Here is a 20,576-nt window from a genome sequence, read left to right as displayed (position 1 = left end):
GCAAACAGGACGGGAGAAAGACGATGCACAAAGAAGATGCGTTACTGGCGATATTGGTGAAATATGAACAGCAGCTTCATGATCCCGACATTCGCTGCCAGCCCGACATTGTCGAGAGACTTTTACATCATGATTTTTTTGAGGTTGGCCGATCCGGTAAACGATACAGCAGAGAACAAGTGATTGCTGCACTGGCAAATGAGGACGCTAAGCCGATCGCGTCAGATGATTTTACATTGTCGATGCACAACAACGGTTATGCATTGTTGACGTATCGAAGTTTTATCCTCGACGGACAAGGCCAGATGACGAAGCAAACATTGCGGACATCGTTGTGGGAGGCGTGTAAAACAATGCCAGGTCGATGGCAGATGCGCTTTCATCAGGGGACGCCCATGGCGGAATGAATGCTGTAACTGATGATGGCAAACAGCTAGATTCTGTCTAATACCACTTTAGTGCGCATTGCGCATAATGTACGACTCGTTATGTTGAAAAGGCCGCTGCGAAAATCGAATCCCGCAGCGGCCTCTTTAGCATAACGTCATTGCACGAACCAATATTTAAGTTTTAATAATCCGAATCCATAACCTCAACCATTTCATCAACATCTTGCTGGAACTGATAATTTAAATGATTCCAGCCGAAATCACCGGGCTCAAATATATAAGTATTACCTTTCTTCTTGGAAGTTAGTTCGAAATAATAATCTGTCGAACTATTTGCGGATAGAGTAATGTCATACCAGCCAAGATATTTCACTTCCAGTACAGCCATTAATTGGCTATTAACCTCATTGAATACATGTGCCTTACTCATACCCGGAACAGGCTTCCCATAGATAAATTCGCCATCTTGAGCCGTTCTAACCCTTACCCCATAAACCCTTGATTTTTTTGCCATTTAAATTTACTCCTGTTTAAAACGATCTTCCACCAGCTCGATTCGTTAAAATATTATTACCAATAATATGAATTTCTTCTGTGCCACCAATAAAGCAGGCCGTATCCGACGATAAGAATTCCGAAGAATATCAGAGACATTCCCCAGCCAGTTCCATACCACGAAACCATATCATCGAAGACCAGTCCGCGCATTTCACGAACTCCGGCGGCTTCCTTAATAATTGGTTTGAACACCGGAATCAGAAGGGCGATCGCCAGCGGAGTACCCCAGCGAACAAGGCCTGTTTCCATTTGGATCCCGAAAAAGATCCCTGCACCAACAACAAGAAGCCAGATAATCAGACCAGGCGCAGTCTCCAGTGCCGTTTGCCATTCAACATCAAAAGTTTTCATTAGCCAGGCAATAACAGCCAAGCAGAAAACAATTACGCCGGTAAAAAGCAGTCCAAAAATGCTTGTTTCGTTATCTCTACTCATCCTTTTTGATCCTTTTCACTGTTCAAACTTCGCACAATAAAGAACGTGCAGTGTTGGTAATACTGCACGTAATACTGCACGTAATACTGCACGTTTGTCTCATTCCTGAGACTCTATTACTTTTGTTCCCTTTATCTGTAAGGCCATCGGCTGACGTGATGAGCTTCCTTTCGGTGGCATCAGTGTTGCTAATCGATTTCTCACCATACTAACAGTCGTTTTTGGATAGACCGTTTTAACGCTCATTTATGACAATGTAAACATGTCAAACCAATTCACGGTCAGATCTGACCATATATAAGGATGACCACAAAACGCCGGTTCTGTCTGATCGCATCTTGGTGCGCATAATGTATATTATGTTAAATTAAGTATAACCAGATAACCCACGGCCAAGGCCAGTCTTGCCTGAGCTATCGGTCCCACTACACTCACCTCTTTTTGCAGCGCACTGTCGATTCGCGACCTTCACCTTACATAGGTCTGGTTTTGCCCGGCGCTTAGTCGTAATGAGTTTTGTGGTTTGAAAACGACACCGTTGCCAGCAGCGCTGCATCTCCTTGCGCCCTGGATTTACTGCGCTGTTTATTCACTCCTGGTATCTGCTTCAGAACAACGAAAAGTGCTGCGCAATTTGCCAGCCGATCGAAAGCCCAACAACGCAGGCCATGTGACATTATTTCCTGGGAACCCGAGCCGGCTGCGCCCGACGAAGCGTGACACGCAGAGACGTTTTGCAGACAATAAAAAAGCCGACAACATCGCTGCTGTCGGCTTTTTTTACTTACGAGGCGAATCAGGCGTTCTGTAACTGCTGACCACAGGCAACCACACTTGCCAGCAGAACTTTGACGTCCTCCAGACAAACGGTCGGGTTCAGTAATGTCAGCTTCAGGCAGGTCACCCCGTCCGCTTCCGTTACACCAACGTTGGCGCTCCCGGAGGCCAACAGCGCATCGCCGATACGCTGGTTCAGCAACGCAACCCTTGCCGTATCACCCTTTTCCGGGCGGAAACGGAACAATACGCTGGCCAGTTGCGGCTGCATCACCAATTCCAGCTGCGGCTGTTCGGCAACAAACTGCGCCACCTGCTGCGCCAGCGTTACGCCGTTATCAATAATTTCGGCGTACTGCTTTTTACCCAGCGCTTCAAGACCCATCCACAGCTTCAGCGCATCGAAACGGCGCGTTGTCTGCAGGGATTTCGACACCAGGTTTGGTACGCCCTGCTCTTCGTCAAAGTCAGAGTTCAGGTAGGCCGCCTGGTAACGCATTAACTGATAATGGCGCGCATCTTTCAGCAGGAACGCGCCACAGCTGATGGTCTGGAAGAATTGCTTATGGAAATCCAGCGTCACGGAATCCGCCAGTTCAAGTCCATTGAGGAAATGGCGATACTTCTCAGAGAGCAGTAACGCGCCGCCCCAGGCCGCATCAACGTGAACCCAAATCTGCTGTTCAGCGGCCAGCGCGGCGATGTCCGCTAACGGATCAATCGCGCCCGCATCGGTGGTGCCGGCAGTAGCAACAATCGCCATTACCTGCTCACCGTTGGCTTTCGCTTCGGCCAGTTTCTGCGCCAGATCGTTAACATCCATGCGCGAAAACGCATCCGTTTTCACCAGCGTCACGGACTGGTAACCCAGCCCCATCAGCGCCATGTTCTTCTGCACTGAAAAGTGTGCATTTTCAGAACATAACACTTTAATTTTGCTGAGATTACCGGTTAAGCCGTGCTGCTGAACGGAGTGACCCTGGCGTGCAAAAAAGGCATCGCGCGCCAGCATCAAGCCCATCAGGTTACTCTGCGTCCCGCCGCTGGTAAACACGCCCGCGTCACCCGCCGGGTATCCCACCTGAGCACGCAACCATTCGATGAGTTTCATCTCGATGATGGTTGCAGACGGGCTTTGATCCCACGAATCCATGCTCTGGTTCGTGGCGTTGATCAGCACTTCCGCCGCCTGGCTAATTACCAGGCTCGGACAGTGGAGGTGCGCCACGCACTGCGGGTGATGCACGGACAAGCTGTCTTTAAGGAAATACTCAACGGCGCGCTCAATAGCGGCCTGGTTGCCCAGGCCCTGAGACGTGAATTCTAAATTGATGCGCTCACGTAATTCCGCGACAGTTTTGCCCTGATACATTTCAGGTTGCTTGAGCCACTGCACCACAGCTTGCGTGCTCTGCTCAATCGCTTCCTGATAGGCAGCAATACTCTGCGCGGAACCCGAAAGAATCGGATTTAAATCAGACATTCGCTTACTTACTCCGATTAAACAGGCTTCACGCCAGCGCTCAGCAGCGCGTTTTCAAATTTATCGAGGAAAATTTCCAGCTCAGCATTGCTGATAAGCAGCGAAGGCAGCAGGCGCAGTACGCAACCGCCACGGCCGCCGCGCTCGAGGATCAGACCTGATTCGAAGCATTTTTTCTGCAACAGTGCAGAAAGCTCACCGTCTGCCGGGTAGCAACCCATGTGATCCTGCGCTTCGTGCGGCTTAACGATCTCAATACCGATCATCAGGCCCAGGCCGCGAACGTGACCGATAACCGGGAAACGTTTTTGCATTTCAGCCAGTTTGCCTTTCAGCCATTCGCCCTGCTCTGCCACTTTATCGGCAATGCGATCTTCTTTGAGGATCTTCAGCGTAGTGAGGCCTGTTGCCATCGCCAGCTGGTTACCACGGAAGGTACCGGTATGGTGGCCCGGCGCCCAGGCGTCGAACTGTTTTTTGATACCCAGTACCGCCAGCGGCAAACCGCCACCAACCGCTTTGGACATCACAATGATGTCCGGCTCAATACCGGCGTGTTCGAAGGCGAACAGTTTGCCAGTACGGGCGAAACCAGCCTGCACTTCGTCCAGGATCAACATAATGCCGTGTTCCTGGGTCACTTTACGGATACGCTGCAGCCACTCGATCGGCGCCGGATTCACGCCGCCTTCGCCCTGCACCGCTTCCAGGATCACAGCAGCCGGTTTACGCACGCCGCTTTCAACGTCGTTGATCAGGTTTTCGAAGTAGTAAGTCAGCGCTTTGACACCGGCTTCGCCACCGATACCCAGCGGGCAACGATACTGGTGCGGATAAGGCATAAACTGCACTTCCGGCATCATGCCGTTTACCGCTTCCTTCGGCGACAGGTTGCCCGTCACGGAAAGCGCGCCGTGCGTCATGCCGTGGTAACCGCCAGAGAAGCTGATAATCCCGGAACGACCGGTCACTTTTTTCGCCAGCTTCAGCGCCGCTTCCACGGCGTCCGCGCCGGAAGGCCCGGTGAATTGCAGGCAATATTCTTTGCCCTGACCCGGCAGCAAAGAGAGCAGATATTCTGAAAACTCATCTTTTAACGGCGTGGTCAGGTCGAGCGTATGTAACGGTAAGCCACTGGTAATGACACTTTGGATGCTTTGAATCACATCAGGATGATTATGGCCCAGCGCCAGAGTACCGGCGCCTGCAAGGCAGTCAAGGTATTGATTATTCTCAACATCGGTGATCCAGACGCCCTGCGCTTTGGCAATCGCTAACGGCAATTTACGCGGATAGCTTCTGACATTGGATTCAAATTCGGCCTGTCTTGCTAAAAAGGTCTCATTGCTTTGCGGGAATGATTTAGCACTCAAAGAATCAATACGGACTTTATCCGTCATCATATCTCTCCTACAACCTGGGTTGATTTAACACCGGGTTGAATAAGGGTTTAAGGGGGCTTGTAAAAAACGCGGCTAATATATGTGTTTTCAGCAGCGGACTCAATCTTTTATTTTCTCAGGCTATTTATGTCATTTTCTTTAAAAATCAATGACAAAAAATATTTATGCGTGGGGATTGTTCAGCATGAATTGTAACCAATTCTGTTACAAGAATATTCCAGGCCGCATCGGAAACAATGCCATGATAAGCCTCGCTTTTTAATATTTGTGCTCTTTTTATGTTATTAGAACGTTATTTAAGCCAAACTCCGCCAGCAAGCACTGAATAAATCATGATATTTTCCATTGGTTTATTGCAAATGTTGAGGAAAATATCGATTCAGCGAGTTAAATCACTTACTATGCCCCGCGATAAAAACCCTGAGGCGAAAAAAAGGAAGCATCTATTTAATCATTAATGCGTATCACACCCGGTAACTCGTGAGAGGCAATACAGGTTATCGACAACGGGAGCAGAATCCTGGGTTGTAAAAAGAAATGTTCGCGGGCGGACATTTCGTAAGGCGAAGCACACTTCCCTTATGCCGAGAATGAAAATTTTCATGCCATAAAATTATGGCGCCCTGATATGAGATTGTTATGACTCGCATTTATCCACACACCATCGTTGCCAAATTTGGCGGAACCAGTGTCGCCGATTTTGACGCGATGAGCCGCAGCGCCACCATTGTCCTTGCTGATAAAGACGTTCGTCTGGTTGTTTTATCTGCCTCCGCTGGCGTCACCAACCTGTTAGTTGAACTTTCAGGCGGTCTGGAAAGCAGCGTTCGACAAGATAAGATCGACACCCTGCGCACCCTGCAATACAACATTATTTCTCGCCTGAAACAGCCAGAAGCCATCGGCCAGGAGATCGACCGCCTGCTCGATAATATCAGCCATCTTGCGGCCATGGCCGTTGATTCCCGGTCAGACGCGCTGTGCGATGAACTGGTGAGCCACGGGGAGCTGATGTCTTCCCTGCTGTTTGTGGAGGTTCTGCGCGAACGCGACGTGGAAACGCAGTGGTTTGACGCGCGCAAAGTGATTCGCACGAACGACACGTTCGGCTGCGCGGTACCCGTTATAAGCGAGATTGCAGAACGGGTGGAAAAGCATTTGCGCCCGCGCATTGCGCAGTCGCTGGTGATCACGCAAGGCTTTATTGGCAGCGACGCGGCGGGGCAAACCACCACGCTCGGCCGTGGCGGCAGTGATTACACTGCTTCATTGCTGGCGGAAGCGTTGCAGGCAGCGCGAGTGGATATCTGGACCGATGTCGCCGGGATTTATACAACCGATCCCAGAATCGTTGCCCAGGCAAAACGCATCGATACGCTCTCATTCTCTGAAGCCAGTGAAATGGCGACCTTCGGCGCGAAAGTGCTGCATCCGGCAACACTGTTGCCCGCGATGCGTAAAAATATTCCGGTCTTTGTCGGTTCAAGCGCCCAGCCGCACGCGGGCGGAACGCTGGTCTGCCGTGACACGCCCGAACCGCCGCGTTACCGTGCGCTGGCCGTTCGTCGCCAGCAAACGCTGTTAAAGTTATCCAGCATTGATGCGCAGCCGGCACACCGCTTTTTAGCCGAGATGTTCAACATTTTGTCGCGTCATGATGTGGCGATGGATCTGGTGACAACTTCGGAAGCCAGCATTGCGCTCATCCTCAACTCCACCGGCTCTACGTCCGGTGAAGCGGACACACTGACTACCGCGCTGCTTACCGAACTGTCATCGCACTGCCATGTCGAAATCGAGACCGGTCTGGCGTTAGTCTCGCTTATTGGTAACACGCTCTCGCAGGCTCCGGCGGTATGCAAAGAGGTGTTCGCCGAACTGGAAAACTATTCCGTGCGGATGATTTGCCACGGTGCCTCCAGCCATAATCTTTGCTTCCTGCTCCCCGCAGAATGCGCTGACAGCGCCGTGAAAACGTTACACCGTAACTTGTTAGAATAACGGCGGTTAACGCGCCCCGCACGCGGGCAACGCTCAGTGCTGGCAGCGCGTCTGCCAGCACTTACCTCAAGAGCAATCACACGCCACTTTCTCCCTTTTTCCACTGATACCGTCACGCTGAGAGTCCGCCTTACTCAAGGTGACCGGAACGCAGAAAGTCGCCTGTGCCTGTCTGGGCGGTAACGTTTAGCGGCGCAAAGCCCGTGACGCTTAGCGGGCTTTCTTGTAACCTTCCGCAAAACTTTTCCCGAAAACCGGACTTCACATGGTCGTTCATATTTCAAAAGATCCTTTGCACGGCGTGACGCTTGAAATGCAGGTTAACGCGCTGGTTGCCCGCTACGGTTGGCTCGAACTCGGCAAACGCATCAATATTAATTGCTTTAAAAACGATCCAAGCGTTAAATCCAGTTTGAAATTTTTGCGACGCACGCCCTGGGCGCGCGCGGAAGTTGAGGCGCTGTATCTCGAATCGCTGGAAGAGCGCGCCCCGGCCAAATCAGACGAACCAGCGTTTAACCCGTGGACCCGCGGTCGAACGACTAAGAGCTAATTTTCAGATGTTACTACAAAAGTCAGGCGTGCTTATTGCCACTGCGCTTTTACTCGCCAGTTGCGCCCCGAAAGCGCCGAAATCACTCGTCACACCGTTGCCGCCGGTGGCCAAACAACCACTCGCAACAACGCCTGCAAAAAATACACAACCCGTACGCGGTATCTGGCTGGCGACCGTGTCGCGTCTCGACTGGCCGCCGGTAAATTCGGTCAATATGAGTGCTGCGCTGCGCGTTAGCCAGCAGCAAGAGGCGCTGAGAAACAAGCTGGATAAGCTAAAAAGCCTTGGCATCAATACCGTCTTTTTCCAGGTCAAACCCGATGGCACCGCGCTATGGCCGTCAAAGATTTTACCCTGGTCAGATATGCTGACCGGCACGATTGGGCAGGATCCGGGTTACGATCCGCTGCAGTTTATTCTCGATGAAGCGCACAAGCGCGGCATGAAAGTGCACGCCTGGTTTAACCCCTACCGCGTTTCGGTTAATACCAAACCGTCGACCACCGCGGAACTCAACCGTACCTTATCCCTGCATCCGGCCAGCATTTTCGTGCTGCATCGTGACTGGATCCGCACATCAGGCGACCGTTTTGTGCTCGATCCAGGCATTCCGGAAGTGCGCGACTGGATAACCAGCATCGTTGCAGAAGTGGTGGCACACTACCCGGTCGATGGCGTGCAGTTTGACGACTACTTCTACTCTGAAACCCCCGGTTCCGCGCTGAATGACAGCCAGACTTACCGGCAATATGGCCAGGCGTTCAGTTCAAAAGCAGACTGGCGGCGCAACAATACGCAGCAGTTGATTGAGCAGGTTTCACGCACCATCCGACAACTCAATCCAAATGTCGAATTCGGCGTGAGCCCGGCGGGAGTCTGGCGTAACCGCTCATTTGACGCCGCCGGTTCCGATACGCGTGGTGCCGCGGCGTATGACGAATCGTTCGCCGACACGCGCCGCTGGGTGCAACAAGGGTTACTGGATTACATTGCCCCGCAAATCTACTGGCCATTCGCGCGCGATGCGGCGCGTTACGATGTGCTGGCAAAATGGTGGGCGGATGTCGTGAAACCGACAAAAACACGCCTCTACATCGGCGTGGCGCTGTATAAGGTGGGGGAATATTCGAAGAATGAGCCCGACTGGACCGTCAACGGCGGCGTGCCTGAGCTGAAAAAACAGCTCGATTTAAACGAATCGCTGCCGCAGATTAACGGCACGATTTTGTTCCGCGAAAGTTATCTGGAACAGCCGCAAACTCAGCAGGCAGTGAATTATTTGAAGAGCCGCTGGGGTGAATAGTTTATTTATTTCTGATATCCGGGGCGTATTTTTGGATATCAGAAGATATTCTATTAATAGCCAATGAGGGATTACAATGGCAAGTTTTGTACCTGAAGTTTTTATTATTGAAAGTTTAACTGAAATTGATGAGGAAAATAAAAGACAAGAAGGAGATATGCTTTCAAAAATACTCACACTCGATCTCAAAAAACCAATATATAAATATGTAAGAAGTAAAATCGAGTTCGAAAAAGCGCTACAGGAATACAAAAAATCACGATATCGATACCTTCATATTTCTGCTCATGGCAGTAAAGACGCCATATATATGACAAACGATGACCGTATAAGTCATGATGATTTGGCTGGCATGCTTCATAACGTTATTAGACATCGGAGACTTTTTATCTCTTCATGTTTCGTGGTGAATAGCCATCTTGCAAAGAAACTTCAGAGCTGTCATTTATTTACCCTTGTTGGCATGGATGAAAAAATCTCGTTCAGCAAAGCAGCATTAATATGGGCTTCGCTATATCACATTTTATTCGAACTAGATGATAAGATGAGCGCAAAAAGGATCGAAAAATGCTTACAAGATTTGTCTAAGCTATTTGATTTCAAAATAAAAATGTTTCATTACGATCATAATGATGATTATAAGCTGAGTAAATTACTATAAGAAAATAGTAACTATCGATAATAATTTTAAGGCGATCTTCGGGATTATCAGTGGATCACTAAATTAGCAACTGACACATATATTCTGGTGTAGCGCCATAATCATTCTTCTGTTAATTCATCATAAACACTGCGCAGCCTGCTGCGCAGATAGAGCACCGCTTTGTGTTTACGGGATAACAGCGCCTGCATACTGACGCCCGTCTCCTCCACCAGCGCCTTATAACTCAAACCTTCAAGCTCGGTCTTTTCAAACACCTCGCGCTGGGCGGGCGGAAGCTCTGCCAGCGCGCTTTCAAGCTCTTGCCATAACAGTTCGCGCAGATACTCCTCTTCCGGCGTTTGCGGCACGCCAAACAGCGTTTCCGCCAGCTCATCTTCCGCAAAATCGCCCTCATCATCATCGCCGTTGAAAAAACCGGACAATGGTAGCTCACGTTTTTTACGCGCTCTGTCAGTCATTTCATTACGCGCGGCGCGAAACAACCAGGCGGCAACATTTTCCACCGGGTGTTCCACATTCATCAGCTGGTAAGTCACTTCCTGCAAAATGTCGTCGGCGTCATCGCGCACTGCCGTGCGCCCACGAATAAACGCTTTCAGGCGTGAGCGACAGGCATTCAGCGCGTTAACCAGCAAAGACTCGCCGTCCATGGTTTTCACCGTGCTCACTCAGCGTCCGGTTTTTTGGCGCTGCTATCGTCAGGCTGATGGCGGTCATCTGCCCTTTCATCCCAGCGTCCACGCCAGCCGCAGCGATCGCGGCGACCAAACCCTTCGCGGCGCTGCTGGATAAAGGCTTCACGCTGCTCCGGCGTCATTTGCATCCAGCGTTCGTGCATACGCCGACGCGCCATACCAAACATTCCCCCGTGGAATCCCAGCCCGCCAAACAGAATGCGGCTCAGCACTAACAGCCCCAGCGCCTGCCAGAAACCAATGCTTTTCACGCCAAGAATGGCCGGTAGCAGCGCGTTCCACAACGACATCACCAGCAGCCCTAACGCGATGAATACCACCACGCCAATAATCAGCGGTTTGATCATGCGGTGCCGACCAAAACCGTGACGGTGTCCGTGTCTGTGCTCATGCATATCAAAATCTCTCATCTTTTTTCTACTCCATCAGGTTGGTGAATAATTGCTTGTGATGAAGTAGACGGATGAGCGGTAAAAATATTGCCAGGGAAATGCAAATAAATTCCACCGCAGCGCAATAAGCAAACAACCTATTGAAAAATAATGATTTAATTTATCTCAACCGCAAACCGATGGGGATCCTTGACGTCATGTTTCTGAAAGTACTCAGGTTAAGACGCGGCACCGGAAGCGGGCGGGATACAGGCAGCCTCAGAAGATCCTCAACATGAATACCGGCTGTTCGATATTCCCGATAAGTCCCTGACGCAACATGTCGACGAATATAATCCCGAAGCAGGCCAAGGTAAGGTTTTTCCGGCTCAAACATATCCAAAACATCGTTCATTAACTCGGTAATTTGGTTTTGTTTGATTATCCGTTTATTGACATGTCTGGCAGGTATTTGCATTAACTCCTGAACCGGCAAGCAAAGATGAAAAAAGAGACGCTGTAACCGCACCAGTGTCGCTTTTCTCGCTTCAACCAGTGCCTTACGCTGCAAGGCATAGACATGTATTGAACATATTGCTTTCACGTCACTGGCGTTTCTGGGGTGAATCAGCCCTTCATCATCATAAGTGAAGTAATCTTCCGGATCTTCGATGCATGGGTTGATCAGCAGGCGTTGCGCCTCTTCGTTAGCAATTTGAATGGCACTGCAAGTATGGGCACGCAAACGCGCATTTTCATCAGCTATCGGAAATTGTATATCCTTCCCAAGGTTTACCATTGCTGGTTGACCGGGAACCTCATGTTCTCGTCGGCGGTTACAATCCGGGCACGACACCAGTAAATTGAGCCACTCAGCCGCAAGCCAGTAATACCCCGGACGAAGTATTGCTTCGCCACGAGTTTTTATTTCACTCTTCGGCCTGAAGTGTTCGATATCTTTTGGTGTGACAGCACCAAAACAGCTTTCACAATAGGCACACTTATTGCCAAATATTTTCCCGAGCTCAGAAACAAGTTCTTTGTCCTTATAGACATTAAATTTAAATTTACTGTCTGTTATTTTTTCTTCATTGTGGTAATGAGATGCATTAGTGTGAAAATCGATCGACTCATTATATTCCCGCGCAGCTTGAGTAAGCCCAACGCTTCGACCACGCGTCATCGTTCTAACGTAAACCGGAATATTTGGCGTTGCCTGGCTACGATTAATTTTAATCATTCCTTTAGCAACCTTTTATTTAAAGCGTTTTGCCAGAGGTTACTCACTGTATTAATGGTTTCCTGCTTCATGTCATGGATTTGCAAAAAACCTTTCTGTTTATTGTCGGCAATAATATGATCGATTGCTTCAAACATCAGCTGTTCGCGCGGCGTCTCGCCAATATAGCGTCGATCCTTCAACTCAATTTTTAATTGCTTAAGCCGCTCAGATTGTTCTTGATCCGTTTCAGGTAAAGCGAGCAGCGCATAGTATTCATCGAAGATCGCCTCATTTTCCGGATCCTGCGTACTGTTCAGGCCAAAAAATGCAGAGGTTAATAACTGTTCCACACGGAAATCCGCCGGGTTTGGCAAATCGCTCAGCAAGGTGATACCTTCACCATCACGCTGCATCACACACACCTCTCCCGCGCCCAGGCCGCGCAAACAGAGCGGATCATGGGTGGTGCAAATAAATTGCATTTCCGGGAATGCCCGTTTTAACGCACTGACAATGCGCATTTTCCACGTTGGATGCAGGTGGCAATCGAGTTCATCCACCAGCACGATGCCTTCGGCGCTGCCAGGATCGCCCCAAAACTCCGTTGCTATCGCGAGGATATCCACACACAAGGCAATCACCGTCTTGTAACCATCGCTAAGCGCGGCCAGCGGTAAAGGTTTTTTGTCATCCATAACAACCATAATGGTGTTATTTCGCTTGACCAAAATGTCGTTGTTATCCAGGCCTAACAAATCTTTTAACGCGCGCGCGCTGAGATCAAAGATCTCTCGTTTCTGCTTTAACAGCCACTCTTCTGCGGAAATCAGTAACGAAAGCGGATCAAACAAATTATCGAATCGTGCGTAGCGTATCGCTTTTTCTTCATGCCAACGGAATTGCGGCGGCATTTTTGATGCGGGTTTTAATAACCGTGTCGCACCGTACCCAAGTAGAACAAACTGGACATCCCTGGCCTCGCTTGCGCCTGTCACCGTGGCGCTGCCTTTTGCATAGTCGACTAATGCTGATTTATTTGCAGCACGTAAAAACACAGCCCGGTCACGATAAATATGCAACGAATGAGGTTTAACAAAACCACTCACCTGGATTTGAATTGTGGCTTTTTGCCGTTTAGACCTGATCCAGGTTTTAGGATCGATACCGTTTTCGTTCACTAATTTTGCAAAGTTGTCCGCGCCGCTCAAACAGAGCGCGATGGCTTGCAAAACCGAACTTTTACCCGCGCCATTTTCTCCCAAAAGCATTTGCCAGTTACTGGCGACATCAAACGTTAACTCATCAATGCCTTTAAAATTAGCGATCGTCACTTTTTGTATTTTGCGGCTTTGCGACCGCGAAATAGCAATACCCCGACTGTTGCGTAAGGAGAAATCAGATTGTTTTAACTCAAAATCCCTGAGTTTTTCCCATATACCGCTCACTCTTTTCTTTGTAACTGGCAGGGTTGATTTCAACCAATGGAAAGCATCGTATCCGGTATCGCGTACGATCTTTTTAAGCTCTGCCGAAATGAGTTGGCGTTTTATCGCTGCATACTCAGCATTATCAGCGGTCAACTCTTGCAGATGACGAAGTATAAACATCCGCTGCTCTTCTGAGTCGACGCTGGAGGTAGTAGCAAACATTTTCAGGACACTACGAACCATAGCCAGTGCGCTTCTTCGCGCCTCGACCAATGCCGTGCGATTAAGCCCGATAATGGTGATCGTCATCTGCCCCTCTGGCGTCTCACTGAGGATGTTTCCTTCCCAGTCATAGACAAAATGCCGGGCAGGATCATCAAACGTCGGATCCAACAATAACGGCTTTTCGCGTTCTTCCCATCCAGGCACAAAGGCGCGCTGTGCTTCATCTTCAAGAGGAAAGCGGCTCGATTTTCCCGCTATGACACCGTTATATTGATGCGGCCGATTACATGCGGGGCAACTTAGCAACAAATTTTCCCACTGGTTTGCCAGCCACCAATATCCTGGGTGTTTACGGCTCTCTGCGACACCGCCCTTAGGTCTGTAATGGCAAATATCTCCTGACGCCGTTGAATTTATCCGTGATTCACACCATGCACACTTACCCTGAAAGAGATCATACAGCGCACTTTTAACCTCTTTGCTTCTGAAAACCTTAAATTCAAAGCGACTCTGCAAATGATGCGCCTGCTTATAAAACTCAGCCGCTTTCTCTTTTTCCGCCTCTGCCGCGCCGCCAGGCAGTAACACGGATGGAATGGCGACACGCCCCCTGTCTACGAATAACATCGCTATTTCCCTTTAAATATATTTGCGCAGGCACGCTACCGCCCGCAAAACAGACAGATTGCGAGAGAAAGCATTCACCCAATGGATAAATGATTTTGCCAAACCAACAAGGGAAATCAAGGCATATCAGGGAAATGGGCCGTTTCGGTGAGCGACAGGAGTGCCGAAGCACTCCTGCCAAGAGGAAAACGCCTCAGCCTACGTTTTCAAACCATTGCAGCTGGAAAAAAGAGTCATTGAAATCTTTGTCGGTTGAATCCTCGCTGGCGAAGATATATTTGCCGAAAAAAACCGACGCACCGCGGGTAATAATATCCTGCGTCCAGAATTACAGTTCGCCCAGTTAATGATCGGCGGATTTGGGCGGCTGGTATTTTGCCCGACATAAAAACTCTGCCCCGGTTCAACTTTAATAAACCAGTCAAAGCTGCCGCCAGACGCGCGGGTCCAGCCGTCAACCGTACAGGTTATCGGTGATGATGAAGTATTTTTAAGGATTAACTGACCTGCAAACACGCCAGAGCTGGCAGAGAGAAATAATACGATGGCAAAGACACGCATCGTCATTCGTGAGATGACGCCCATACACACTCCTCTATTACTGCGATAGAAAAACAAAAACAGATGCGCAGGTATATTTACCCTGCGCACCAATATATCTCGTTAAAAAGAACAATTAATTTAAAACCTAACTGACGCGATATTCGATATATTCAGACCAGGCTATTTCGCAAATAAAAACCTCCCGCGCGGGAGGCTTTAGTATTTTATTTTTTCTTGTAAACGTCAGCCGTTGCGTGAATTTTTTTCCTTGTTTGATCGGAGGTGACGACATACACATCGCCGCCCTTTTCATCCGCCAGTTTGCTCAGCGCATGGCGGGCATCCATGGGTGACATCTCGTCGGATGTGGCAATCTCGCCAACCTTTTCATATTGAGAAGAAACTTTATCAAATTCTGCTTTTTCCATTAATTTGGCGGCCCAGGCATTACTCGCCAGTAATGTTAACGCGCTAATAATCACTAAACTTTTTTTGTTCATCAGGCATTCTCCGGATTGATTTGAGATGGCTGTAAATAACAGAAAAGCACAGTCGATCATTTACTCTTTAACGGTAGACCAAGCCAACAATAATTCAATGTCATTAATTAATCGGTTATTTAATCAACATATTAAGCTGAATAAAAAGTGAAACGTGCATATGAAATGTCATATATAATGGCGCGCGTCTTACTTCAGGGTTTACACATTTCAGGAGTCTGGTGATGAAAGATTCACACCTCAACCTGCCGGCGGGCTACTTTGGCATCGTGCTTGGCATTATCGGGCTGGGCTTTTCCTGGCGTTTCGCCGCCACTATCTGGCCGGTCACGCTATTGCCTGCGGATGGCTTAATCATTCTGGCGATGGTCATCTGGGCGCTGTTGATGCTGGCATTTGTTAGCCGAATGTTTCGCCACGGCGCGAGCGTGCTGGAAGAGATCACCCATCCGCTGAAAAGCAGTTTTGTCAGCCTGGCACCGGCAACCTCGATGCTGGTTGCCATTGGCCTTGCGCCGTGGCTGCATACGCTGGCGCTGGGGCTGTTTCTTATTGCAGTTGTGGCGCAGCTCACCTACTCCGCCTGGCAAACCGCCGGGTTATGGCGCGGTCAACACCCGAAAGAAGCAACGACGCCAGGGCTTTATCTGCCTACGGTTGCCAATAATTTTATCAGCGCGATGGCCTGTGGCGCGTTTGGTTTTAACGATGTCGGGATGTTGTTTCTCGGCGCCGGGCTCTTCTCCTGGCTGAGTCTTGAGCCAGCTATTCTCAGCCGGATGCGCAACCTTGATGAAATGTCGCCCGCGGTGCGTACATCGCTTGGCATTCAGATGGCGCCTGCATTCGTGGCCTGTAGCGCCTGGCTGAGCATCAACGGCGGGCAGGCCGATGTGTTCGCCAAACTGTTATTCGGTTATGGCCTGTTACAGATGCTGTTCATGATAAGACTGATCCCCTGGTACAGTTCGCAGCCGTTTAACCCGTCGTTCTGGAGCTTTTCATTCGGCGTGGCGTCGCTGGCAACCACCTCGATTCGTCTGGGACACGGCACGCCGGGTGGCGCACTGTACTGGATGTCATTCCCGCTGTTTATCGCGGCTAACCTGGTGATCGCGCTGTTGATGGTGAAAACCTTCGCGCTGTTACTGCAGGGTAAATTACTGATCCGCACGGCGCACAGCTAACGCATCACAGGCGCTTTACGAGGGTGGTTTTGTTACAGCCACCCTCCCGCTCAACGCTCACGTTATCCACGCTAAGCAACATCAGCATTATCCCCCTGCCGCTTTCCAGCTCCTGCTCCTCGTCGCTGCCAATTTTGCGCCGTGCTTTGTTCAGGCTGTCTGGCGAAAGGGCGATACCATCATCTGTCAACTCGACCTGCACAGCATCGTTGTGGCAACTGAATGTCACAGAAAATTCGCGGTGGCTGTCTTCGTTTAACGCATGGCGAATAACATTGGTCGCCGCTTCGCAAACGGCAAGATCGAGCGCAAAGCGCCACGCATCATCAACGGGCAGCGCCGCCATGTTGCGCTGCAACCACTCCGCCAGCGGAGCTAATGCGCCCAACGTAGCCTCAAGGGTAATCGCCTCACGCATCATGTTTACCTGGCAAGCGCGGCGCAGGCGGCATCGCGGTCTTCGCAGATACGAAACACCCTGTCCATACGCGTCAGAGTGAACATATTGCGGATACCGGGCTTGAGGGCGCAAACCAGCATTTCACCTTTGCCATTCATCATTTTCAGTAACGACACCAGCGTGCCCAGACAGCTACTGTCGATAAAGTCGACGCGGCTAAAATCGATGATTAACGCTTTCTGCTCATTTGCCATTTCACGTGAGAGCATCTCCCTGAATGTCGCCGCCACCGACGCATCCAGACGTCTGACAACCGGCGTCATAATGATGGCCTGCGGCAACCGTTCGATCTCAATATTCATGCCCATCCCCTCCGCGCTCGATAATTAACAACGAAACATCATCCGTCATGGTTCTTTCACTCCCGCCGTCATGATTACGCCAGCGCGTCAAATGCTCGCCGAATAACGGCAGCAGCGCCTCAATGGGCTTGCCGGTCTGCTGCTGTAACCAATGTTGTAAGCGTAATTCACCAAACTGCTCATCGCCTGGCCCTTCACACTCGGTAATGCCATCGCTGAACAGGCACAACCGCTCGCCGTTATGCAGACTAAATGCAGTGTCTTCCCACTGCATATCCGGCAGTAACCCGACCGGGGGCCCGCCATTACCCGTCTGGCGGACTTGCCCGTCAGGCGAGACGATAAACGGCGTGGGATGCCCGGCCTGGCACAACGTCCCGCTGCCATCTCGCAGGTTAATAACGCCATAAACCATTGTGAAATAGCTGACTATCTCCGTATCTTCACTGCAAAAACGCGCATTCAGCATCTGCACAACCTTCGCGGGTGACGCCACCTCGCCATGTTCATTAAAAAGAAAACGTTCCACCACGCGGCCCTGCAGAAACTGCCGGGCAACCGCCAGCGACATCATCGCCGCGCCAACGCCATGCCCGGCGACATCAACAAAATAAAACCCAAGATGGCCATCGAGCGGGAACACATTAAAGATATCGCCGGAGACCCAGGCAGAAGGCAGAAACAGCCAGTCAGCAAAATAGTGTTCATAGCGCAGTTGATGCGCGGGTAATACCGAACGCTGCAACCGCGCGGCCACCAGTAAATCCTGCTCTATCTGGTTTAATGCCTCGCTTAAACGTGTATTGTGCGCGGCAAGGCTTGCTTCCAGCGCCAGAATGCGCGCCCCGGCATGTAAACGCGCCTGAAGCTCGCTCTGGTTGACCGGCTTACTGAGAAAATCATCCACGCCTGCGTCAAAGCCTTCGGTAATGTCATCCGCGCTCTCGCGCGCGGTCAGCAAAATAAGATACACATAGTGACCATACTCAATGTTTCGAATGGCGCGGCACAGCGCCAGGCCATCCATCACCGGCATCTCCCAGTCGCTGATCACCATACTGACGGGCGTTCGCGCCATCATCGCCAGCGCCTCTTCGCCGTTCTCCGCTTCACTCACCTGGTAGCCCCACTGTGAAAGCAGATTAACCAGCAAACGGCGATAAACCCGCGAATCATCGACAATCAGTACCCTTTTTTGCTCCATCCTCATGGCTCCTAAAGCGGTAACAACCAGATAAGGCTCACCGTGCCTTCCCGGAATCGTGCATTGCCATTTTTATGACCGGGAAAGCGCGTACCGGCGTAGTTGCTGTACTGAATAGAGAGCGAGCCAGGCGCATAGGTGGCGTAGCCAAAGCTGTAGCTATAATCGCCGTTCCATGGCTGCTGCTGGCTGCTATCAGGGAACCAGAACGCAGTTGCGCGTACGAAAAAGTGCTGTTTAAGGGTGTAGCCGCAGCCGCCAAGCATGACGTTTTTATTGGCTTTCACGCTGTCGCTTTGCGCGTCGTAGTAGCGCGGCACCCAGCTATAACCGAGCTGGCAGGTCAGCGCATCGCCTTTATTAATTAAAAGCTTATTTTCAATGGGCTTTGGCAACGAGAACTTATACGCCAGCGTAAACGCCCCCTGCTCAAAATAGGTGTGCCGTTTACTGCCAGTTGTCCAGAAATGGTTATCGCCGTAGTTACTGTAAACCAGGCTAACGGTGTTCGGGTGCCAGTCGTCATAGCCGAAGCTGTAGCGAAAATCGGTGGTATAGCGGCTGGTATCCCTGACCGGCATGCGGGTGATGACGTTCGCGAACCAGAAACTGTAGGGGGAATATTGCAGACTCAGATTGAGCGTCTGGTTGATTTTTTTGGTTTGCGAGGCCGATTCCGAATTGTTCGGTATCGTTACCCATTGCTGTTTCAGCCCTGAGTTAAAGCTCAACGCCGCAGAAAATTTATCTTTATTCCCGGCGAACAGACGCCCCCAGCGGCTGTTAATGCCCCCCGCCGGGATCTGCTCGGCGGCTCTCTCCTGCTGACCCGCGTCCTGGCTATGCTCGGCGGCATACGCTGGCGCAAGACTACCGCACAGGACGACCACCAGCCCTATTTTTTCCCGCATATCGTGTTCCCTCAATTGGGTATCCAGCGTCCGGCGACGTTATATTTTGCCATCAGCCATAACGCGCCCAGCGCCAGCGCATGGATCAGCGTGTTGGTCAGCCATGCCTGGCGCCATAAATCGAAGGTGACAAACTGGCTGACCACCAGCACTACGTACACATGCAAAATGAAGGTGTAGAGCGAGTGCTGCCCCAGCGGGATAAAAAACCAGCCCGTGGCACGGTAAATCGGCGTCCAGCAACGGGTCAGCACCAGATAAACGGTCACCATCAGGGCGATGTCATTGACCACCCGCACCGGGCCAAGCCCGTTTTTTGCCGCCCAGGTGTGGTAAAAGACATTAAAATCGGCGGGCGGGATCACCTGCAACAATAACGCCGGTGGGATAAAAGGATTGGTATGGTTTTGCGCCACAAATCCCAGCACTATCGCCACCACCACCAGTGCCGCGACCACAGCTTTTCCCGCTGGCGTTTGCGCGAGCGAAAGCAGTTCCTCTTTGTACCAGCCGCAACACATGCCGAGCACAAAGATCAGTTGCCAGGCCATCAGCGGAAAGGCGAATTCAAACTCGGAGACCGTGACGCGCATCGGCCACACTTGCCAGCAACAATAAACCGCCAGCGAGAGCAGCAATAGCCAGACTACTTTTCCGTTATGCAGTAGTCCCAGAAATAATGGGCTTATTAACAGCAGGAAAATATATAATCCCAGAATCTGGGTTTGATGCGGACCAATTTGCAAATAGAGGATGATATTAAACCAGGTTTCACGAATTTGCGGGCTGGTCGGAAATAATGACCAATGCGTACCTGAGTAACGATCGGTAAAATGGGTAACTTCAAAGGTATTTATAAAATGCAGATGCGAGAGTAATAGAATAGAAACTATGATGATGATATTAACCTGATATATTTTCCATGCGCGTCGCCATAATCCCCAGGAAATCGTTAATAACACCGCTTTTTGCAGACGCACGCGATTGAGCATACCGAGCATAAATCCGGAAAGAATGACAAAGCCTTCCGCGCCGGTTGTCAGACCAAATCGCTCCCACGTAAAAATATTAAAAACCGACATCACTTCCGTATGCGCCACCACCATCATCACCAGCGCCACACCGCGCATCATATCAATACGTAGATCGCGACGGTCGGCTAATACATAACGCCACGTTGTTTTTTCACGGTTTTTCGCTATAGCGACAGGCGCAGACTGGCTTATTTCCATCTCGTAAACGTTGCCCTGAAAAGAGGTTGCGAAGTTAATATTTACATAGCGTAGTACACTCTGACCGGCAAAATGAATCCGCTTCGCCAGATTATAAAATA

General features: G+C 50.4%; 22 protein-coding genes. 7 read left to right on the top strand and 15 right to left on the bottom strand.

Features of this window, described 5'->3' with window-relative positions; all coding sequences use genetic code 11:
• Positions 1-23: 23 nt before the first annotated feature.
• Complete coding sequence (locus tag O3S68_RS05395) at positions 24-407, top strand: nuclear transport factor 2 family protein (protein WP_160270290.1); 384 nt, start codon at positions 24-26, stop codon at positions 405-407.
• 163 nt (positions 408-570) lie between these two features.
• Here O3S68_RS05395 and O3S68_RS05390 read toward each other — a convergent pair whose 3' ends face one another.
• On the bottom strand, positions 571-903 hold the full coding sequence (locus O3S68_RS05390; protein ID WP_269230975.1) for a hypothetical protein: 333 nt from the start codon (positions 901-903) through the stop codon (positions 571-573).
• A 56-nt stretch (positions 904-959) separates the two neighbouring features.
• Entirely contained in the window at positions 960-1,382 is a 423-nt protein-coding gene (locus O3S68_RS05385; protein ID WP_269230974.1) for a hypothetical protein, read from the bottom strand.
• A gap of 523 nt (positions 1,383-1,905) precedes the next feature.
• On the opposite strand from O3S68_RS05385, the gene O3S68_RS05380 reads away from it, so the two are divergent.
• A complete protein-coding gene (locus tag O3S68_RS05380) occupies positions 1,906-2,193 on the top strand; it encodes a hypothetical protein (protein WP_269230973.1) in 288 nt (95 codons plus the stop codon).
• Here O3S68_RS05380 and O3S68_RS05375 read toward each other — a convergent pair.
• Positions 2,179-3,642: a pyridoxal phosphate-dependent decarboxylase family protein gene (locus O3S68_RS05375; protein ID WP_269230972.1), complete on the bottom strand. Its 1,464-nt coding sequence runs from the start codon at positions 3,640-3,642 to the stop codon at positions 2,179-2,181. The genes O3S68_RS05380 and O3S68_RS05375 overlap by 15 nt on opposite strands.
• A 17-nt stretch (positions 3,643-3,659) precedes the next feature.
• Positions 3,660-5,045: a diaminobutyrate--2-oxoglutarate transaminase gene (locus O3S68_RS05370; protein ID WP_016496095.1), complete on the bottom strand. Its 1,386-nt coding sequence runs from the start codon at positions 5,043-5,045 to the stop codon at positions 3,660-3,662.
• A 639-nt stretch (positions 5,046-5,684) separates the two neighbouring features.
• Between O3S68_RS05370 and lysC the strand changes: the two genes are divergently transcribed.
• The 4 genes from lysC to O3S68_RS05350 all read left to right on the top strand — a co-directional run bounded on the left by lysC (position 5,685) and on the right by O3S68_RS05350 (position 9,566).
• On the top strand, positions 5,685-7,046 hold the full coding sequence (gene lysC / locus O3S68_RS05365; protein ID WP_269230971.1) for a lysine-sensitive aspartokinase 3: 1,362 nt from the start codon (positions 5,685-5,687) through the stop codon (positions 7,044-7,046).
• A gap of 265 nt (positions 7,047-7,311) precedes the next feature.
• The gene (locus O3S68_RS05360; protein WP_269230970.1) at positions 7,312-7,599 is read left to right on the top strand and encodes a VF530 family protein; all 288 of its coding nucleotides are present in this window, start codon (positions 7,312-7,314) and stop codon (positions 7,597-7,599) included.
• A gap of 7 nt (positions 7,600-7,606) precedes the next feature.
• A complete protein-coding gene (locus O3S68_RS05355; RefSeq protein ID WP_269230969.1) occupies positions 7,607-8,905 on the top strand; it encodes a glycoside hydrolase family 10 protein in 1,299 nt (432 codons plus the stop codon).
• A gap of 76 nt (positions 8,906-8,981) precedes the next feature.
• Positions 8,982-9,566 carry a hypothetical protein gene (locus tag O3S68_RS05350; RefSeq protein ID WP_269230968.1) on the top strand — a complete coding sequence of 195 codons (585 nt, stop codon included), beginning with the start codon at positions 8,982-8,984 and terminating at the stop codon, positions 9,564-9,566.
• Positions 9,567-9,667: 101 nt separating this feature from the next.
• Here the strand turns inward: O3S68_RS05350 and O3S68_RS05345 are convergent, their stop codons facing one another.
• From O3S68_RS05345 to yahO, 6 genes are all read right to left on the bottom strand, one after another.
• Complete coding sequence (locus tag O3S68_RS05345) at positions 9,668-10,219, bottom strand: RNA polymerase sigma factor (protein WP_269231660.1); 552 nt, start codon at positions 10,217-10,219, stop codon at positions 9,668-9,670.
• A 14-nt stretch (positions 10,220-10,233) separates the two neighbouring features.
• Entirely contained in the window at positions 10,234-10,674 is a 441-nt protein-coding gene (locus tag O3S68_RS05340; protein ID WP_045508441.1) for a hypothetical protein, read from the bottom strand.
• A gap of 142 nt (positions 10,675-10,816) precedes the next feature.
• Positions 10,817-11,875: a hypothetical protein gene (locus O3S68_RS05335; RefSeq protein WP_269230967.1), complete on the bottom strand. Its 1,059-nt coding sequence runs from the start codon at positions 11,873-11,875 to the stop codon at positions 10,817-10,819.
• Positions 11,872-14,136 carry an AAA family ATPase gene (locus tag O3S68_RS05330; protein ID WP_269230966.1) on the bottom strand — a complete coding sequence of 755 codons (2,265 nt, stop codon included), beginning with the start codon at positions 14,134-14,136 and terminating at the stop codon, positions 11,872-11,874. Before O3S68_RS05330 ends, O3S68_RS05335 begins: the two co-directional genes overlap by 4 nt.
• A gap of 198 nt (positions 14,137-14,334) precedes the next feature.
• Positions 14,335-14,721: a hypothetical protein gene (locus O3S68_RS05325; RefSeq protein ID WP_269230965.1), complete on the bottom strand. Its 387-nt coding sequence runs from the start codon at positions 14,719-14,721 to the stop codon at positions 14,335-14,337.
• A 182-nt stretch (positions 14,722-14,903) separates the two neighbouring features.
• Positions 14,904-15,179: a DUF1471 family periplasmic protein YahO gene (gene yahO, locus O3S68_RS05320; RefSeq protein WP_017456766.1), complete on the bottom strand. Its 276-nt coding sequence runs from the start codon at positions 15,177-15,179 to the stop codon at positions 14,904-14,906.
• Positions 15,180-15,403: 224 nt separating this feature from the next.
• On the opposite strand from yahO, the gene tehA reads away from it, so the two are divergent.
• Positions 15,404-16,366: a dicarboxylate transporter/tellurite-resistance protein TehA gene (gene tehA, locus O3S68_RS05315; RefSeq protein ID WP_269230964.1), complete on the top strand. Its 963-nt coding sequence runs from the start codon at positions 15,404-15,406 to the stop codon at positions 16,364-16,366.
• A gap of 4 nt (positions 16,367-16,370) precedes the next feature.
• Here the strand turns inward: tehA and O3S68_RS05310 are convergent, their stop codons facing one another.
• The 5 genes from O3S68_RS05310 to opgC are packed head-to-tail and all read right to left on the bottom strand — an operon-like array spanning position 16,371 to position 20,475.
• Positions 16,371-16,787, bottom strand: a complete 417-nt coding sequence (locus O3S68_RS05310; protein ID WP_269230963.1) for an ATP-binding protein — start codon at positions 16,785-16,787, stop codon at positions 16,371-16,373.
• Positions 16,788-16,789: 2 nt separating this feature from the next.
• Positions 16,790-17,128 (bottom strand): STAS domain-containing protein, encoded by a 339-nt coding sequence (locus O3S68_RS05305; protein WP_016496105.1) that lies wholly within the window; start codon positions 17,126-17,128, stop codon positions 16,790-16,792.
• Positions 17,118-18,332 (bottom strand): PP2C family protein-serine/threonine phosphatase, encoded by a 1,215-nt coding sequence (locus O3S68_RS05300; RefSeq protein WP_097406761.1) that lies wholly within the window; start codon positions 18,330-18,332, stop codon positions 17,118-17,120. Before O3S68_RS05300 ends, O3S68_RS05305 begins: the two co-directional genes overlap by 11 nt.
• Before the next feature lie 11 nt (positions 18,333-18,343).
• Entirely contained in the window at positions 18,344-19,243 is a 900-nt protein-coding gene (locus O3S68_RS05295; RefSeq protein ID WP_097406762.1) for a hypothetical protein, read from the bottom strand.
• Between the two features lie 11 nt (positions 19,244-19,254).
• Positions 19,255-20,475 carry an OpgC domain-containing protein gene (gene opgC / locus O3S68_RS05290; protein WP_269230962.1) on the bottom strand — a complete coding sequence of 407 codons (1,221 nt, stop codon included), beginning with the start codon at positions 20,473-20,475 and terminating at the stop codon, positions 19,255-19,257.
• Positions 20,476-20,576 lie beyond the last annotated feature (101 nt).

Origin of the sequence: Kosakonia sp. SOY2, from assembly GCF_027109175.1 — a bacterium.
In the GTDB taxonomy this organism is placed as follows: domain Bacteria; phylum Pseudomonadota; class Gammaproteobacteria; order Enterobacterales; family Enterobacteriaceae; genus Kosakonia.
Note: the sequence above shows the minus strand (reverse complement) of the source record. Positions and strands in the feature narration are given on the sequence as shown.

What these genes read in the sequence shown, in the direction of transcription:
- O3S68_RS05395 (WP_160270290.1), top strand. Translation starts at nt 24, where the DNA reads ATGCACAAAGAAGATGCGTTACTGGCGATATTGGTGAAATATGAACAG.
- O3S68_RS05390 (WP_269230975.1), bottom strand. Translation starts at nt 903, where the DNA reads ATGGCAAAAAAATCAAGGGTTTATGGGGTAAGGGTTAGAACGGCTCAA.
- O3S68_RS05385 (WP_269230974.1), bottom strand. Translation starts at nt 1,382, where the DNA reads ATGAGTAGAGATAACGAAACAAGCATTTTTGGACTGCTTTTTACCGGC.
- O3S68_RS05375 (WP_269230972.1), bottom strand. Translation starts at nt 3,642, where the DNA reads ATGTCTGATTTAAATCCGATTCTTTCGGGTTCCGCGCAGAGTATTGCT.
- O3S68_RS05370 (WP_016496095.1), bottom strand. Translation starts at nt 5,045, where the DNA reads ATGATGACGGATAAAGTCCGTATTGATTCTTTGAGTGCTAAATCATTC.
- lysC (WP_269230971.1), top strand. Translation starts at nt 5,685, where the DNA reads ATGACTCGCATTTATCCACACACCATCGTTGCCAAATTTGGCGGAACC.
- O3S68_RS05360 (WP_269230970.1), top strand. Translation starts at nt 7,312, where the DNA reads ATGGTCGTTCATATTTCAAAAGATCCTTTGCACGGCGTGACGCTTGAA.
- O3S68_RS05355 (WP_269230969.1), top strand. Translation starts at nt 7,607, where the DNA reads ATGTTACTACAAAAGTCAGGCGTGCTTATTGCCACTGCGCTTTTACTC.
- O3S68_RS05350 (WP_269230968.1), top strand. Translation starts at nt 8,982, where the DNA reads ATGGCAAGTTTTGTACCTGAAGTTTTTATTATTGAAAGTTTAACTGAA.
- O3S68_RS05345 (WP_269231660.1), bottom strand. Translation starts at nt 10,219, where the DNA reads ATGGACGGCGAGTCTTTGCTGGTTAACGCGCTGAATGCCTGTCGCTCA.
- O3S68_RS05340 (WP_045508441.1), bottom strand. Translation starts at nt 10,674, where the DNA reads ATGAGAGATTTTGATATGCATGAGCACAGACACGGACACCGTCACGGT.
- O3S68_RS05335 (WP_269230967.1), bottom strand. Translation starts at nt 11,875, where the DNA reads ATGATTAAAATTAATCGTAGCCAGGCAACGCCAAATATTCCGGTTTAC.
- O3S68_RS05330 (WP_269230966.1), bottom strand. Translation starts at nt 14,136, where the DNA reads ATGTTATTCGTAGACAGGGGGCGTGTCGCCATTCCATCCGTGTTACTG.
- O3S68_RS05325 (WP_269230965.1), bottom strand. Translation starts at nt 14,721, where the DNA reads ATGGGCGTCATCTCACGAATGACGATGCGTGTCTTTGCCATCGTATTA.
- yahO (WP_017456766.1), bottom strand. Translation starts at nt 15,179, where the DNA reads ATGAACAAAAAAAGTTTAGTGATTATTAGCGCGTTAACATTACTGGCG.
- tehA (WP_269230964.1), top strand. Translation starts at nt 15,404, where the DNA reads ATGAAAGATTCACACCTCAACCTGCCGGCGGGCTACTTTGGCATCGTG.
- O3S68_RS05310 (WP_269230963.1), bottom strand. Translation starts at nt 16,787, where the DNA reads ATGATGCGTGAGGCGATTACCCTTGAGGCTACGTTGGGCGCATTAGCT.
- O3S68_RS05305 (WP_016496105.1), bottom strand. Translation starts at nt 17,128, where the DNA reads ATGAATATTGAGATCGAACGGTTGCCGCAGGCCATCATTATGACGCCG.
- O3S68_RS05300 (WP_097406761.1), bottom strand. Translation starts at nt 18,332, where the DNA reads ATGGAGCAAAAAAGGGTACTGATTGTCGATGATTCGCGGGTTTATCGC.
- O3S68_RS05295 (WP_097406762.1), bottom strand. Translation starts at nt 19,243, where the DNA reads ATGCGGGAAAAAATAGGGCTGGTGGTCGTCCTGTGCGGTAGTCTTGCG.
- opgC (WP_269230962.1), bottom strand. Translation starts at nt 20,475, where the DNA reads ATGGAAATAAGCCAGTCTGCGCCTGTCGCTATAGCGAAAAACCGTGAA.